The sequence below is a fragment of the Streptomyces sp. NTH33 genome (genome assembly GCF_003236365.1).
In the GTDB taxonomy this organism is placed as follows: domain Bacteria; phylum Actinomycetota; class Actinomycetes; order Streptomycetales; family Streptomycetaceae; genus Streptomyces.
In genome coordinates this window covers 1-11,821 of the sequence record NZ_POTZ01000216.1, presented here as the reverse complement: position 1 = coordinate 11,821, position 11,821 = coordinate 1, and the positions used below count along the sequence as shown (strand labels likewise).

The 11,821-nt window shown below is 69.6% G+C and carries 15 protein-coding genes and 1 tRNA gene; 7 read left to right on the top strand and 9 right to left on the bottom strand.

Annotated elements, in window-relative coordinates:
- Positions 1–233: 233 nt before the first annotated feature.
- The 3 genes from C1I97_RS20620 to C1I97_RS20610 all read left to right on the top strand — a co-directional run bounded on the left by C1I97_RS20620 (position 234) and on the right by C1I97_RS20610 (position 2,175).
- Positions 234–307 (top strand) — tRNA-Ala (locus C1I97_RS20620).
- A 502-nt stretch (positions 308–809) separates the two neighbouring features.
- Positions 810–1,190 carry a VOC family protein gene (locus tag C1I97_RS20615; RefSeq protein WP_111004697.1) on the top strand — a complete coding sequence of 127 codons (381 nt, stop codon included), beginning with the start codon at positions 810–812 and terminating at the stop codon, positions 1,188–1,190.
- A gap of 421 nt (positions 1,191–1,611) precedes the next feature.
- Complete coding sequence (locus tag C1I97_RS20610; RefSeq protein WP_258382662.1) at positions 1,612–2,175, top strand: methyltransferase domain-containing protein; 564 nt, start codon at positions 1,612–1,614, stop codon at positions 2,173–2,175.
- Positions 2,176–2,245: 70 nt separating this feature from the next.
- Here the strand turns inward: C1I97_RS20610 and C1I97_RS20605 are convergent, their stop codons facing one another.
- The 3 genes from C1I97_RS20605 to C1I97_RS40010 all read right to left on the bottom strand — a co-directional run bounded on the left by C1I97_RS20605 (position 2,246) and on the right by C1I97_RS40010 (position 3,470).
- Complete coding sequence (locus C1I97_RS20605; RefSeq protein ID WP_111004695.1) at positions 2,246–2,605, bottom strand: hypothetical protein; 360 nt, start codon at positions 2,603–2,605, stop codon at positions 2,246–2,248.
- Positions 2,602–3,081, bottom strand: coding sequence for a hypothetical protein (locus tag C1I97_RS20600; protein WP_073949401.1), 480 nt, complete (start codon positions 3,079–3,081; stop codon positions 2,602–2,604). The genes C1I97_RS20605 and C1I97_RS20600 overlap by 4 nt, the downstream gene beginning before the upstream one ends.
- A 170-nt stretch (positions 3,082–3,251) precedes the next feature.
- Complete coding sequence (locus tag C1I97_RS40010) at positions 3,252–3,470, bottom strand: hypothetical protein (protein ID WP_181446821.1); 219 nt, start codon at positions 3,468–3,470, stop codon at positions 3,252–3,254.
- Between the two features lie 29 nt (positions 3,471–3,499).
- Between C1I97_RS40010 and C1I97_RS20590 the strand changes: the two genes are divergently transcribed.
- Positions 3,500–3,829, top strand: coding sequence for a hypothetical protein (locus tag C1I97_RS20590; protein WP_111004693.1), 330 nt, complete (start codon positions 3,500–3,502; stop codon positions 3,827–3,829).
- A 139-nt stretch (positions 3,830–3,968) separates the two neighbouring features.
- Here the strand turns inward: C1I97_RS20590 and C1I97_RS20585 are convergent, their stop codons facing one another.
- The 4 genes from C1I97_RS20585 to C1I97_RS42735 all read right to left on the bottom strand — a co-directional run bounded on the left by C1I97_RS20585 (position 3,969) and on the right by C1I97_RS42735 (position 7,072).
- Positions 3,969–4,769 carry a phosphotransferase gene (locus tag C1I97_RS20585; protein WP_111004699.1) on the bottom strand — a complete coding sequence of 267 codons (801 nt, stop codon included), beginning with the start codon at positions 4,767–4,769 and terminating at the stop codon, positions 3,969–3,971.
- Between the two features lie 72 nt (positions 4,770–4,841).
- Positions 4,842–6,092: a formamidase gene (gene fmdA / locus C1I97_RS20580; protein ID WP_111004692.1), complete on the bottom strand. Its 1,251-nt coding sequence runs from the start codon at positions 6,090–6,092 to the stop codon at positions 4,842–4,844.
- Between the two features lie 9 nt (positions 6,093–6,101).
- Complete coding sequence (locus tag C1I97_RS20575; RefSeq protein ID WP_111004691.1) at positions 6,102–6,755, bottom strand: AmiS/UreI family transporter; 654 nt, start codon at positions 6,753–6,755, stop codon at positions 6,102–6,104.
- Between the two features lie 38 nt (positions 6,756–6,793).
- Positions 6,794–7,072 carry an FmdB family zinc ribbon protein gene (locus C1I97_RS42735; RefSeq protein ID WP_111004690.1) on the bottom strand — a complete coding sequence of 93 codons (279 nt, stop codon included), beginning with the start codon at positions 7,070–7,072 and terminating at the stop codon, positions 6,794–6,796.
- Positions 7,073–7,522: 450 nt separating this feature from the next.
- Here C1I97_RS42735 and C1I97_RS20565 point away from each other — a divergent pair, with 450 nt between their 5' ends.
- Complete coding sequence (locus C1I97_RS20565) at positions 7,523–7,945, top strand: hypothetical protein (RefSeq protein ID WP_111004698.1); 423 nt, start codon at positions 7,523–7,525, stop codon at positions 7,943–7,945.
- Positions 7,946–8,048: 103 nt separating this feature from the next.
- Here the strand turns inward: C1I97_RS20565 and C1I97_RS20560 are convergent, their stop codons facing one another.
- Positions 8,049–8,525, bottom strand: a complete 477-nt coding sequence (locus C1I97_RS20560) for a GNAT family N-acetyltransferase (RefSeq protein ID WP_111004689.1) — start codon at positions 8,523–8,525, stop codon at positions 8,049–8,051.
- An 84-nt stretch (positions 8,526–8,609) separates the two neighbouring features.
- Between C1I97_RS20560 and C1I97_RS20555 the strand changes: the two genes are divergently transcribed.
- On the top strand, positions 8,610–9,413 hold the full coding sequence (locus C1I97_RS20555) for an exodeoxyribonuclease III (RefSeq protein ID WP_181446820.1): 804 nt from the start codon (positions 8,610–8,612) through the stop codon (positions 9,411–9,413).
- 6 nt (positions 9,414–9,419) lie between these two features.
- On the opposite strand, the gene C1I97_RS20550 is transcribed toward C1I97_RS20555, so the two are convergent.
- Positions 9,420–10,040 carry a MerR family transcriptional regulator gene (locus tag C1I97_RS20550; protein WP_111004687.1) on the bottom strand — a complete coding sequence of 207 codons (621 nt, stop codon included), beginning with the start codon at positions 10,038–10,040 and terminating at the stop codon, positions 9,420–9,422.
- Between the two features lie 224 nt (positions 10,041–10,264).
- Between C1I97_RS20550 and C1I97_RS20545 the strand changes: the two genes are divergently transcribed.
- Positions 10,265–11,776: a flavin-containing monooxygenase gene (locus C1I97_RS20545; RefSeq protein ID WP_111004686.1), complete on the top strand. Its 1,512-nt coding sequence runs from the start codon at positions 10,265–10,267 to the stop codon at positions 11,774–11,776.
- The last annotated feature ends 45 nt before the right edge of the window (positions 11,777–11,821 follow it).

The window sequence follows — 11,821 nt, the reverse complement described above, 5'->3', positions numbered from 1 at the left end:
GCCCCCACGCTAGAACGCGCTCGCGCGGAGGGACCCCCCTCGCCGCCTCGGCCCGCCGCTCCCGTGAGCGCGGCCGCACCCCGCTCTTCGACCAGTACGAGGACGGCGACCGCCCCCGCGCGGCCAACGAGTGACCCAGGACCGGACACCGCCTCAGGAGCCCCGCCCCCGACCGGCCCGGCAACGGATTTCCAACCACCCGGACGGGGATGCTAAAGTTTCCCTCGTTGCAAGGGCCTGTGGCGCAGTCCGGTAGCGCACCTCGTTCGCATCGAGGGGGCCAGGGGTTCAAATCCCCTCAGGTCCACGCAGCTCAAAGCCCCGGTCGGGAATTCCCGACCGGGGCTTTGACGTGTCGTACAGCAGCGAAGCACAGCAACTACTTCGGATCTTGCCGTCCGAGGTGCTTGCCGAGCTTGCGCAGCGCCCGGCGCGTCGCCCCTTCTTGCCTTCGTCACCGGGACCGCGCGCCGTCGCCCGCCCGCGCCCACAAGGGGGCGAAGACCAGGCCGGGGCTGGACTGAGACGGCACGGCCGAGGTCAGAACAGTGCCTCCGGCAGGGGACCGCCGGCACCGGGGTGGCGGGGGCGCCGTACCTGCCTGCGGGTCCGGTGGCCCGCAGCCGGACTTGGCCCTGCGGCCTACGGGCCTCGTCCGGCGACCCGTCCGGGCGAGGCGAGGATCCAAAAACCCTTCGCACCTGCTCGCCCCGCCCGGTACGGTCTTGGGCGTGTTCCCGCTGCGGGGAGCCCAAGAGCTCCGCGCGCGGCCGCCCCGGCAGTTCCCACGCTGAGAGCAGGTTTCGTCCATGGCATGTCGTATCAGTGAACTCGTGCTCGGTTGCCGCGACCCCGAGGTGCTGGCGCGGTTCTGGTGCGAGGTCCTGGACTTCGTCGTGCTCGATCGCGAAGGGGACGACTGCATCGAGATCGGGCCGCGCGAAGGGTTCGGCGGCCCGCAGCCGACGATCATCCTCAGCCGCAGGGACGAGCCGGAGCCGGGGAAGTCCCGGCTGCACATCGACGTCAACGCCACCGACCGCGATCAGGACGCCGAGCTCGAGCGCCTCCTGAAGCTCGGGGCGCGCCCGGCCGACATCGGCCAGACCGGCGAGGAGCAGTGGCACGTTCTTGCCGACCCCGAGGGCAATGAGTTCTGCCTGCTCAAGGCCCGCCTCAACCCGCTCTGACGGCTCTGTGTCCCCGGTGCGGCCCTGGGCCTCCGCTCTTCAAGGCGCCTGCGGTACAGCACAGAAGTACAGCGACCGTGGCGACCACCGCGGACCGTCCTGAACCGCTACCACCCTCGTGACCAGGCCAGTTGACCTCAGCTACCTTTGTGCCCGTGGTTCGCATCGAGGGGGCCAGGGATTCAGATCCCCTCAGGTCCACGCAGCTCGGAGCCCCGGTCGGTGATCACCGACCGGGGCTCCGACGTGTTGACGGTCGGCTGTCGGTGTACTGGCGGCTCGCTGTGGCCTCAAGCCATGGCATGCCTCAGCATCCCGCACTTCTTCCTCTGAACACAGCGGTCACGGCAGCGGCGTTGGCCCTCCGGCCCGGACCGGACTCGTCGGCCTCGCCGCGGAGCTGTGCCCGCCCGACGGCACCGTGCCGGACGCCGGAGTCGGCACCGGCCACTACCTCGCCGCCCTCCTGGACGCCCTCCCCGACGCCGCCGGCCTCGGACTGGACACCTCCCCGCACGCGCTCCGCCGGGCGGCCCAGGTCCGCCCCCGCACAACGGCTGCCGGCTGGGACATCCGGCGGCCGTTACCGGTACGCAGCCGCTCCGTCGACCTCGTGCTCAACGTCTTCGCGCCTCGCAACAGCCCGGAGTTCCACCGGGTCCTCCGGCTGGGCGGCGCCCTGCTCGTCATTACCCCCGCACCGCGGCACCTCGGCGAGCTCCAGCGGCACCTCGACCTGTTGTCGGTCAACCCCGCCAAGGAGGAGCGCCTGCGCCGCACGCTCTCCGTGCGTTTCCGGCGCGCTCACACCGAAGCGGTGGAGTACGTCATGCCCCTGAGCACCCAGGACATCGAGGCCCTGTCCTTCATGGGCCCCACCGCCCATCACATCGACGCCGACGTACTCCGCCGGAGAACCGCCTTGCTGAACAACCCATTTGAGACGACCGCATTCTTCGTCGTGTCGGTGTACCGGCCACGTTGAGCGACCGGGGGCGGAACGGGGCGGTCGGGTGCCGCCCGCCCCTCTCCTCCGCCCATGCGGCCGTGCTGACTCAGCGGCGATCCGTGGCTCGCGGATGCCCTGTGCCTGCGAAGATGATCCAGCAGGTCTCCCGGACGGTGTCCAGGAGGTACCAGATGCGTCCGCCACCGGTCACTTCGATCTGCCATTGCTCGCAGGTCTGTCCGCGATGGGTGCCGTGCGCCAGACCGCCTTTGAGCCGGTGGTGCCGGGGTGTCTCCGTGGCCGGTCTGGGGGTGGTGCGCATGGTGGTCCAGGCACGGTAGGTGTTCTCTCGGGCCTGTTGGGCAAGGCTTTCCCAGCCCTTGGCCGAGGCCGCGTCCGCGAAGCGGACTTCCCAGTGGCCCTCCGGCGCAGGAGGCGCGGCCCGGTCGCCGCGGCCCGCTGTCATGCGACGTCCCGCGGGTCGGGCGCCGGCCCGTAGTCGTCGCCGTGGTCCCTGGTCAGTGCGGCGAGCAGCTCAGGGTCGGAGTAGACCTCCGCGGTGTGCTGCCAGGCGACGAGCATCTGCGCGACGGACGCGCTGTTGCCGAGCGAATCGGCGGCACGCATGGTGTCGACCAGTTCGACGGTGAAGGCGTGGAGGTCGGACTCGGGCAGGAAACGGACCCAGGGGAAGGCGTCCGGCAGTATGTCGAGGAGCAGCTCCATGCTTCCTGGTTCCCGGCGCGCCATCGCAGCCAGCATCCGCGTGGCTGCCGACACCACGGTCTGGTCCTGCTCGGCCCGGGCCGCAGTGGTGAGAACCAGATCCTCGCCGTCTCTGCGGTGCAGCAGGAGGCGCGGCGCTTCCTTGAGCCGGGCCAGTGTCTGCTTGTTCTTGTTCACCAGTTCGGAGAAGTTCACAGCGGCGTTCTCGGCGCTCATGACTTTGAAATTACTTCGAAACTCCTTGCTGCGCCATCGCCTGGAAGAGGGATGCGGAGCGATGCGGCGGCCCGGCGCATCGCGCGGCCTGCCGCACCTGGTGGCGTGGTCGCCAAGGGTGCTGTCGTCCCGGGGAAGGAGGTAATCCCAGGTGCAGTCTCCTCGCCCAGTCAGTGGATCAGATTCACCACGGCCGCGCAGTGCGGATCGTCCCCCGGCTCCTCGAACAGCTCGCGTTCATGGGACCGGGAGAACACCTCCGCGATCACGGCCGGTCCCGCCTCCACGAGCCGCACATCGCCGCCCACGAGCAGAAAGAAGCACGTCAGCGCCCCCGGCGTCTCGCCCTCGTCCTCGCCGCCGACTTCGGGATCGACCTCGATCGGCACGTCGTCGGCGCGGAGAAGGCGGCGGCCTGATGGATGCCCGCACCACGCTCCGGCTGCTGCCCTGGCTCTCGCCGGACGGCAAGCCCTGCTTCCTCGCCAACGGCAGTGGGAACGGATACGTCTCCCGCCTGGCCGACGAGACGGAGGACCTGCAACTGGCCGAGGGGTTGGAGGTGCTCGTCGCAGCCCGGCGGGTGCTGGGCGATCCCCTGTCCCCGAACGTCGAAGTGCGGTACGCCGCGATCCGGCTGTCCGAGTGCCTGGCCGACGTACTGCGCGTGGCGGAGTCGCGTGGTCGGCGTCTCCCCACGGCCGATGACACCGATGAGGACGGCGCCGACTCCGAGACGGCACCCTGATCAGGCTCACGGGGCACCACGGGTCGGGGCGGCGTCCTGCGACGTAGTGGCCGGGGCCGAGAGCTGCTGGCGGTGCTGCAGGGGGTCGGACACGGCACCAAGAACGCCCGGTGAGTTTGTCCTCGGACGACCGGACGAGTCAGTTCAGCAGGGCTGCCGTGAACGTCGTGCGGTGGTCCGCCAGCCAGGTCTGCACGCGGTCCCAGCGTTCCCATCCGCCGCGCTCGGCCAGGGCCTGGAGGTAGGCGGAGTCGCCGTCGGCCACGCGGCGGGCCACGAAGGCCCGGCAGACCTCCGTGGCCTGCTCGATGACGCCGGGCAGTTCGGCGCGGTCCCGCGGCGGGAGGCCGTAGCCGTCGGCAAGGACCCGCAGCCGTGCGGGCGCGTCCAGCCCGGCGGGGTGGAGGTCGGCCGCGGTCGCGGGGTCGGCCATGGGCACCCAGTAGCGGGCGGTCATGGCGACGTCCCAGAGGGGGCGGCCCGGGGCCGCCAGGTCGAAATCGATCAGGGCGGCGGCACGGCCGTCGCGGAAGACGACGTTGTCCGGGCACACGTCGTTGTGGCACAGCACCGTTCCCCCCTCCGGGTCGGCAAGGTCCCGGGGCCACTCGACGCGGGTGTCGACTTCGATGGCCGCGCCGGCCTCGTGCAGGCGCCGCAGCAGGCTTCCCACCGATGCGAGGGCGGCCTTCGTCATCGCCCAGTCGGGGAACGGCGGCAGAGCCACCTCGCCGGGGATGAAGGTCAGTTGCTCACGGCCATCCCCGGTGAGACCGACGGGGGTCGGCGCCGCGTCGAAGCCGTGCTCCTTCAGCGCATGGAGATAGGCATGCAGAGCACGCGCGTTGCGCGGCGCCGGGCGCTCCACCAGCGCTCCCCGGCGGAAGACCGCCCCCGCGTTCACCATGCCGCCGGTCAGCGCCTCGCCCTCAGCCGTCATGGCGGTCACGCTACCGCCGGGTCCGCCCCGCGCGGGCCAGGAGCGGAGCGGAACCCTGCCGTCGTGGTCAGGTCAGGCGGTGGTCAGGGCGCACTGGCCGCGGTCGGCCTTCGTCGGGCCGGCGGCAGAGGGCCGGACGTCGAAGTCGAACATGGCAGTGGGGACGTACAGCGAGCAGCAGGCGTTGGGGATGTCGACGATGCCGCTGATGCGCCCCTCTATGGGTGCGGAGCCGAGCAGCAGGTAGGCCTGCTCGCCGCTGTAGCCGAACCTCTTGAAGTACTCGACTGCGTTGAGGCAGGCCCGCCGGTAGGCCAGCGTCGCGTCCATGTAGAAGTTGGTGTCCGTGTCGTGGTCGACGGAGATCCCGATGAAGCTGATGAACTCCGTGTAGCGCGGCTCGACGTTACCGGGCATGAACACCGGGTTGGTGGTGACGCCGTACTTCTCCATGCCGCCCTTGATCAGGTCGACATGGAAGTCGATGAAGCCGCCCATCTCGATGGCGCCGCAGAAGCTGATCTCTCCGTCGCCCTGGCTGAAGTGCAGGTCGCCCGCGGAGAGCTTGGCGTCCTTGACGTACACCGGGAAGAAGGCCCGCGAGCCGCGGGTCATGTTCTTGATGTCCTGGTTGCCGCCGTTCTCACGGGCCGGCACCGTGCGTGCGCCTTCCTCGGCGATGCGGGTGGCGACGTCTCCGGTGGCCGTGCCGGCGAGCGCGTTGTTGGCGTCCGGAGGTATGGCGAGGGGCGGGACCCGGTTCGGGTCGGTGTCGATCAGCGCCTTCTCGCGGGCGTTCCAGCGCCCGAGCATCTCGGCCGACGGTGCCGTTCCGAACAGCCCGGGGTGGGTGATCCCGGTGTAGCGGATGCCGGGCAGGTGGCGGGAGACCGCCTGCTGACCGTGGAAGTTCCAGATGGCCTTGTAGGAGTCCGGGAAGTAGTCGGTCAGGAAGCCTCCGCCGTTGGCCTTGGCGAAGATCCCGGTGTAGCCCCAGCCCTGGCCCGCCGCGTCCCCGCTCTGCTGCGGCACGGGACCGAGGTCGAGGATGTCGACGACGAGCAGGTCGCCGGGTTCGGCGCCCTCCACGCCTATCGGGCCGCTGAGCATGTGAGGGATGGTCAGGTCGATGTCGCGCACGTCGTTGGCGGAGTCGTTGTCGCCGATCTGGCAGTCGGTCCAGTCGCGGGTCTCCAACCGGAACTCCGCTCCCGGCTTCACCATGGTGGCGTTGGGGACGTCGGGGTGCCACCTGTTGTGTCCGGGAACGTCCTGCTCACGCATCGACTTGGTTTGGTCCACACGGAAGATGATTTCGGGCATGTCAAATCCTCACTTCTGATCCGGTGATGGTGGAGCGCCCGCACTATTGGCCGGCGGAGCGGCTTGGGTCGGCTGAGGCGATTGACGGGTGAGCGGCCACAGCCCCACGAACATCAGCACGCCGAAGACACCCAGGGCGATGGCGGTCTCGGTGGGGTGCTTCCAGTAGCCGGAGAGCAGCAGCCCCGCGGGGATGGCGCCGGTGACCCAGCCCTCGATCGCGGTGATCCAGCCCGTATAGGTCGTGAGCTGGTCCATTTTGAGGCCGAGCAGCAGGAAGAACAGGAACCACAGCAAGGCCCAGTAGAGCCAGATGACCCCGAAGGGGTAGTCCTTCAAGAGCCGGAAATTGACGTACGAATATCCCAGGGCGGAAATCGCCACAAACAATGAGTAATAGCCGACCCCGGTGGTGTCGAGGAGGACGAGCAGGCCGATACCCACATAGAGGTAGGTGAACCCGAACAGGTAGATGCCGGATGCCGCCAGGATCTTCTTGGGATCGCCGCCGGCGGTGAAGATGAGGTAAGTCGGCGTCAGTACCTGCAGTGCGCCTACGAACAGGTTGAATACCGCTCCTGCCCGAGCATCGACCTTGCCGAGAAGCAGTAACCCATTGATGAAGAGCACCGCGCCGACAAAGAGCAGTCCCACGTTTCCCACGGGGACACACCTCCTGACTCCGTGTGAGGTGGAGACAGTCAGGGACGCGGCAACCGCGAGAGCGCGGGGTGCGGTCGCCGCTCCGGCCTTGTGCGCGGCGGCACTTCGGAAACCACTGCCGGGGCCTCACGGGCCTGCTCCTCCCGTTCGTGGAGGGCGGCGGACGCGCTCGAGGTCAACGACAGGCCGGGCGCGGAGTACAAACGCCTCGCAGGGCTTGTACAAACGGGGCAGCCATACGTCTTGGGTGCCGTTCCGATCGCCAATTTCACGTCGAAAGAGCCACAGTGGCTGCACAGATACTCGTAAGTGGCCATTATCGCTCCGGAAACCGCTGGACGCTCGAACCCGAGTGTGCGGCGCGCCTGGAAAAACGTGTGCCGCGGCTGTTTCCTCTCTTCAAGGAGACGTCCCGTCAATGGGCGTGTCAAGTCGGGGCGGGTCGCCCCTCCCTGACCTGCTCCGGCAGCCCGTGGTGTGCGCCGGGGCCCGCCAGAAGCCGGCATGAACGAGCGGCCGCGTTGATCAGTCAGGCGCTGTGCGGAACCAGGAGAAGATCCACCATGCGAGGGGGCAATGGATCTTCCGGCATGCCGTGCCTGCTGCGGCCTCAAGCCTGCTGTGAGCCGACTCACTCCAAATTTTGCTGGACGGCTGCGACCGAGGCTTTTAGTTTCGGTAAATAGATTGATTTTTCTTATGCGGAGGCATCGGCGCCGCGCATACTGTCTCGCAAGAAAGCCAAGGAGAGCGGATCGGTGAGCAACATGGACGCCGTGTGGGTACGAGGCGTGAACGGCATTCAGTTGCATCACGTGACCGACCTTCAGGATGCCGGCAGGTTTTTGGGCAACGCGGCGATGGCGCTGCGGGCCGCGCACGTGAGGACCGGCGTCGACCAGTACGTCGGCATCGCCGCCGAGCTGAAGAGCCTGGTGGAGCGAGTGCGGGAGCTGGAGGACGAGGCACGGTCGAGCATGCACGAGCTGCACTCCAGCGACCCCGAGCGGTTCGCCCGCTGCAGGGACGGCCACGAGCCGTGGCCCGATGAGATCCCGGCGGGATTCATCCCGCGCCACACCTGCAAGGACGAGTGCCTCTATCACGACCGCGAGGTCCTCGACGCCCTCATGCAGTGCACGTGCGGCCGGCCGCCGTGCCGGGCGTGCGAGATCGGCGGGAAGCTCTGACGGGTCCGAGTTCGGGCCCGAGTCCGAGTCCGAGTTCGGGCCCGAGCTCGAACCCACGCCCGAACCCGAGCTCGAACCCCGGCCCCAGTCCTGCCGGCGCGCCCTACAGCATCTTCGCCAGGCAGATGCTCGAGTCGTACTCGCGGTAGTAGCCGAACTTGGCGCACGGCTCGTAGCCGCTGGAGGCGTAGAGGGCGACGGCCTCCGGCTGCTGGTCGCCGGTCTCCAGGACCATGCGGAGGCGGCCGGTGGCGCGGGCGTCCTCCTCCAGCGCGGCGAGGATGCGGCGGGCCAGGCCCCGGCCGCGCATCCGCTCGATCACGTACATCCGCTTGAGCTCGGCGTCGCCGTCCTCGTTGCCCTCGGCGTTCTTGTCCTGGCTGCGCCAGCCGCCCGTGGCGACGGGGGAGCCGTCCTCGTCGTAGGCGATCAGGTACAGGCCGTTCGGCGGCCGGAAGTCGGCCGGGTCGAGGGGCGTGGCGTCGCCGCCGTCGCCGTAGCGGACGTGGTACTCGGCCTGGACCTCGTCGTTCAGCTTGACGGCGTCGGGGTGGTCGAAGGGCACGGGGCGGATATGCATGTGGTGAACCGTATGTCGATGCGATGACGGGCAGGGGCGCGGTCTTCGAAAAGACCTCGTTCAGTGTGCAGGTATGGTGCCCGAGTGCTGACTGTGACCTCCGTCAATGTGAATGGACTGCGCGCCGCCGCCAAGAAGGGCTTCGTGGAGTGGCTCGCCGGGACCCAGGCTGACGTGCTGTGCCTGCAGGAGGTGCGCGCCGAGCCGCATCAGCTGCCCGAGCACGTCCGCACGCCCGACGGCTGGCACGTCGTGCACGCGCCCGCCGCCGCCAAGGGACGCGCCGGAGTCTCGCTCTACACCCGCCGCGAACCCGACCGCGTTCAGATCGGCTTCGGCTCGGCCGAGTTCGACGGCAGCGGGCGGTACGTCGAGGCCGACCTGCCCGGTGTCACCGTCGCCAGCCTCTACCTGCCCTCCGGCGAGGTCGGCACCGAGCGGCAGGACGAGAAGGTCCGCTTCATGGGCGAGTTCCTCGCCTATCTGAAGGAGCTGCGCGAGCGGGCCGCCGCCGACGGGCGCGAGGTCCTCGTCTGCGGCGACTGGAACATCGCCCACCAGCAGGCCGACCTGAAGAACTGGCGCGGCAACACCAAGAACTCCGGCTTCCTGCCGGAGGAGCGGGAGTGGCTGGGCACCGTCTTCACCCCGACCGCCTGCGGGTACGTCGATGTCGTGCGCGCTCTGCATCCGGACACGGTGGGGCCGTACACCTGGTGGTCCTACCGGGGGCGGGCCTTCGACAACGATTCAGGGTGGCGCATCGACTACCACGTCTCCACTCCCGGGCTCGCCGCCAAGGCCGTCAAGGGGTTCGTGGAGCGGGCGGCCACGCACGCCGAGCGGTGGTCCGACCACGCGCCGGTGACGGTCGTGTACGACCTCTAGAGCCTGCTACGCCTGCTTCCGCAGCCGGCGGTCCAGCGCCATCGACAGTTCCGCCTCCACCACGCTCTTCGCCAGCGGGCGCAGGCGCCGCAGGTCCTCCTCGGGGGCGTGGCGGAGGATCAGGTCGGTGAAGAGTGCGGCCAGGGCGTCGGCGTGTTCGCGGACGCGGCGGCCGGCGTCGAGGACTTCGGCGAGGGGGATGCCCTCGCGGACCAGGGCGGAGGAGACGTCCAGCAGGCGGCGGCTGACGTGGACGATCTCGCCGCCGTCGGTGCCGACGTAGCCGAGCTCCATGGCGGCGGCCAGGTTCTCGGCCGTGACCTCGCCCTCGAAGTGGTCGGCGAGGTCCTCCGGGGTGAGGCGGACCGGGGTCTCTTCCGTGGGGGCGTCCAGGCCCAGCAGGTCGCCGACGTTCCGGCCGTGGTCGAAGGCCTCCGCCAGTTCCGCTATGCCGTTGAGGGTGTGGCCGCGCTCCAGCAGCGCCGAGATCGTGCGCAGGCGGGCCAGGTGGCGGTCGCCGTACCAGGCGATACGGCCCTCGCGGCGCGGCGGCGGGATCAGCTTGCGCTCGCGGTAGAAGCGCAGGGTGCGCACGGTGATGCCGGCCAGCCGGGCCAGTTCCTCCATGCGGTACTCGCGGGGGCCCCCGGCCCGTCCGTCGCGCTCTCCACCGTCTTCCGCCACGGCAGCAGCCTATGGTGTACCGGCGGCGGCCGTTGAGGCAAAACGACCTGCCCGCCCCCTACCCATCGGTACACACCTCCTCTACGCTCCCCATTGCGCCAGTGTTCACTGGCAGAGTCGCTGAGGGCTGGACGCGAGTCGCGGTACGCGAGGCAGGGAGGGGCGCGATGTCGGGGCACCAACACGTGCGGGTGGCGGTGATCGGGTCCGGGTTCGGCGGGCTGGGCGCCGCCGTGCGGCTGCGCCGGGAGGGGATCACCGACTTCGTCGTGCTGGAGAGGGCCGGCAGCGTCGGCGGCACCTGGCGCGACAACAGTTACCCGGGGTGCGCCTGCGACGTGCCCTCCCACCTGTACTCGTTCTCCTTCGCGCCCCACCCCGACTGGCCGCGCACCTTCTCCGGGCAGGAGCACATCCGCGCCTATCTGGAGCACGTCACGGACGTCTTCCGCCTCCGCCCGCACATCCGCTTCGACTCCGAGGTCAAGAAGATGACCTGGGACGCGGGGAAGCTGCGCTGGGACATCGAGACCACCGGCGGGAACCTCTCCGCCGACGTCGTCGTCTCCGCCACCGGACCGCTGTCCGACCCGAAGGTCCCGGCCGTTCCCGGGCTCGACTCCTTCCCCGGCAAGGTCTTCCACTCCGCCCGCTGGGACCACGACTACGACCTCGCCGACAAGCGGGTCGCCATGGTCGGCACCGGCGCCTCCGCCATCCAGATCGTGCCGTCCATCCAGCCGGAGGTCGCCCGGCTCACCGTCTTCCAGCGCACTCCGCCGTGGGTGCTGCCCCGCGTCGACCGCGCGATCAGCGGCGTGGAGCGCTCACTGCACCGCGCGCTGCCGTTCACCACGCAGCTGCGCCGAGGACTGCTGTGGGGCATACGGGAGTTGCAGGTCCAGGCGTTCACCAAGCACCCCAATGAGCTCGGTTTCGTCGAGCAGTTGGCCAAGCGCAACATGGCCCGTGCCGTCAAGGACCCGGAGCTGCGCGCCAAGCTCACCCCGGACTACCGCATCGGCTGCAAGCGGATCCTGCTGTCCAACACGTACTACCCGGCACTCGTGCAGGACAACGTGGACGTGGTGGCGAGCGGGCTCGGCGAGGTCCGCGGGTCGACCCTCGTCGCCGCCGACGGCACCGAGACCGAGGCCGACGCGATCATCTTCGGTACGGGCTTCCACGTCACCGACCTGCCGATCGCCGAGCGGGTCGTCGGCGCGGACAGGCGTACGCTCGCCGAGACCTGGAAGGACGGCATGGCGGCGCTGCGCGGTGCCTCCGCGGCCGGCTTCCCGAACTGGATGACGATCATCGGGCCCAACACCGGCCTCGGGAACTCCTCGATGATCCTCATGATCGAGTCCCAGCTGAACTACATGGCCGACTTCCTGCGGCAGTTGGACGTCCTCGGCGGCCGGGCCGCCCTCGACGCCCGCCCGAGCGCGGTGAACGCCTGGAACCGCAAGGTGCAGGACCGCATGAGGCGCACGGTGTGGAACACCGGTGGCTGCACCAGCTGGTACCTGGACGCGAGCGGCCGCAACACCACCGTCTGGCCCGGCACGACGGCCGAGTTCCGGCGGGTCACGCGGCGGGTGGACCTCGCCGAGTACCAGGTGCTGCGGGCGCCCGTCAGGAAGAGCGCCGCCGAGCCGGCGGAGGTGGAGGCGTGAGCCGTACGACCCACGCCACACCCGGCCCCTGTGCCTCTCCCGGCC

Coding starts and splice junctions, on each gene's coding strand:
- C1I97_RS42735 (WP_111004690.1), bottom strand. CDS start 7,072: ATGGCCACTTACGAGTATCTGTGCAGCCACTGTGGCTCTTTCGACGTG.
- C1I97_RS20590 (WP_111004693.1), top strand. CDS start 3,500: ATGGATGCCCGCACCACGCTCCGGCTGCTGCCCTGGCTCTCGCCGGAC.
- C1I97_RS20560 (WP_111004689.1), bottom strand. CDS start 8,525: ATGCATATCCGCCCCGTGCCCTTCGACCACCCCGACGCCGTCAAGCTG.
- fmdA (WP_111004692.1), bottom strand. CDS start 6,092: ATGCCCGAAATCATCTTCCGTGTGGACCAAACCAAGTCGATGCGTGAG.
- C1I97_RS20600 (WP_073949401.1), bottom strand. CDS start 3,081: ATGAGCGCCGAGAACGCCGCTGTGAACTTCTCCGAACTGGTGAACAAG.
- C1I97_RS20585 (WP_111004699.1), bottom strand. CDS start 4,769: ATGACGGCTGAGGGCGAGGCGCTGACCGGCGGCATGGTGAACGCGGGG.
- C1I97_RS20615 (WP_111004697.1), top strand. CDS start 810: ATGGCATGTCGTATCAGTGAACTCGTGCTCGGTTGCCGCGACCCCGAG.
- C1I97_RS20550 (WP_111004687.1), bottom strand. CDS start 10,040: ATGGAGGAACTGGCCCGGCTGGCCGGCATCACCGTGCGCACCCTGCGC.
- C1I97_RS20545 (WP_111004686.1), top strand. CDS start 10,265: ATGTCGGGGCACCAACACGTGCGGGTGGCGGTGATCGGGTCCGGGTTC.
- C1I97_RS20565 (WP_111004698.1), top strand. CDS start 7,523: ATGGACGCCGTGTGGGTACGAGGCGTGAACGGCATTCAGTTGCATCAC.
- C1I97_RS20605 (WP_111004695.1), bottom strand. CDS start 2,605: ATGACAGCGGGCCGCGGCGACCGGGCCGCGCCTCCTGCGCCGGAGGGC.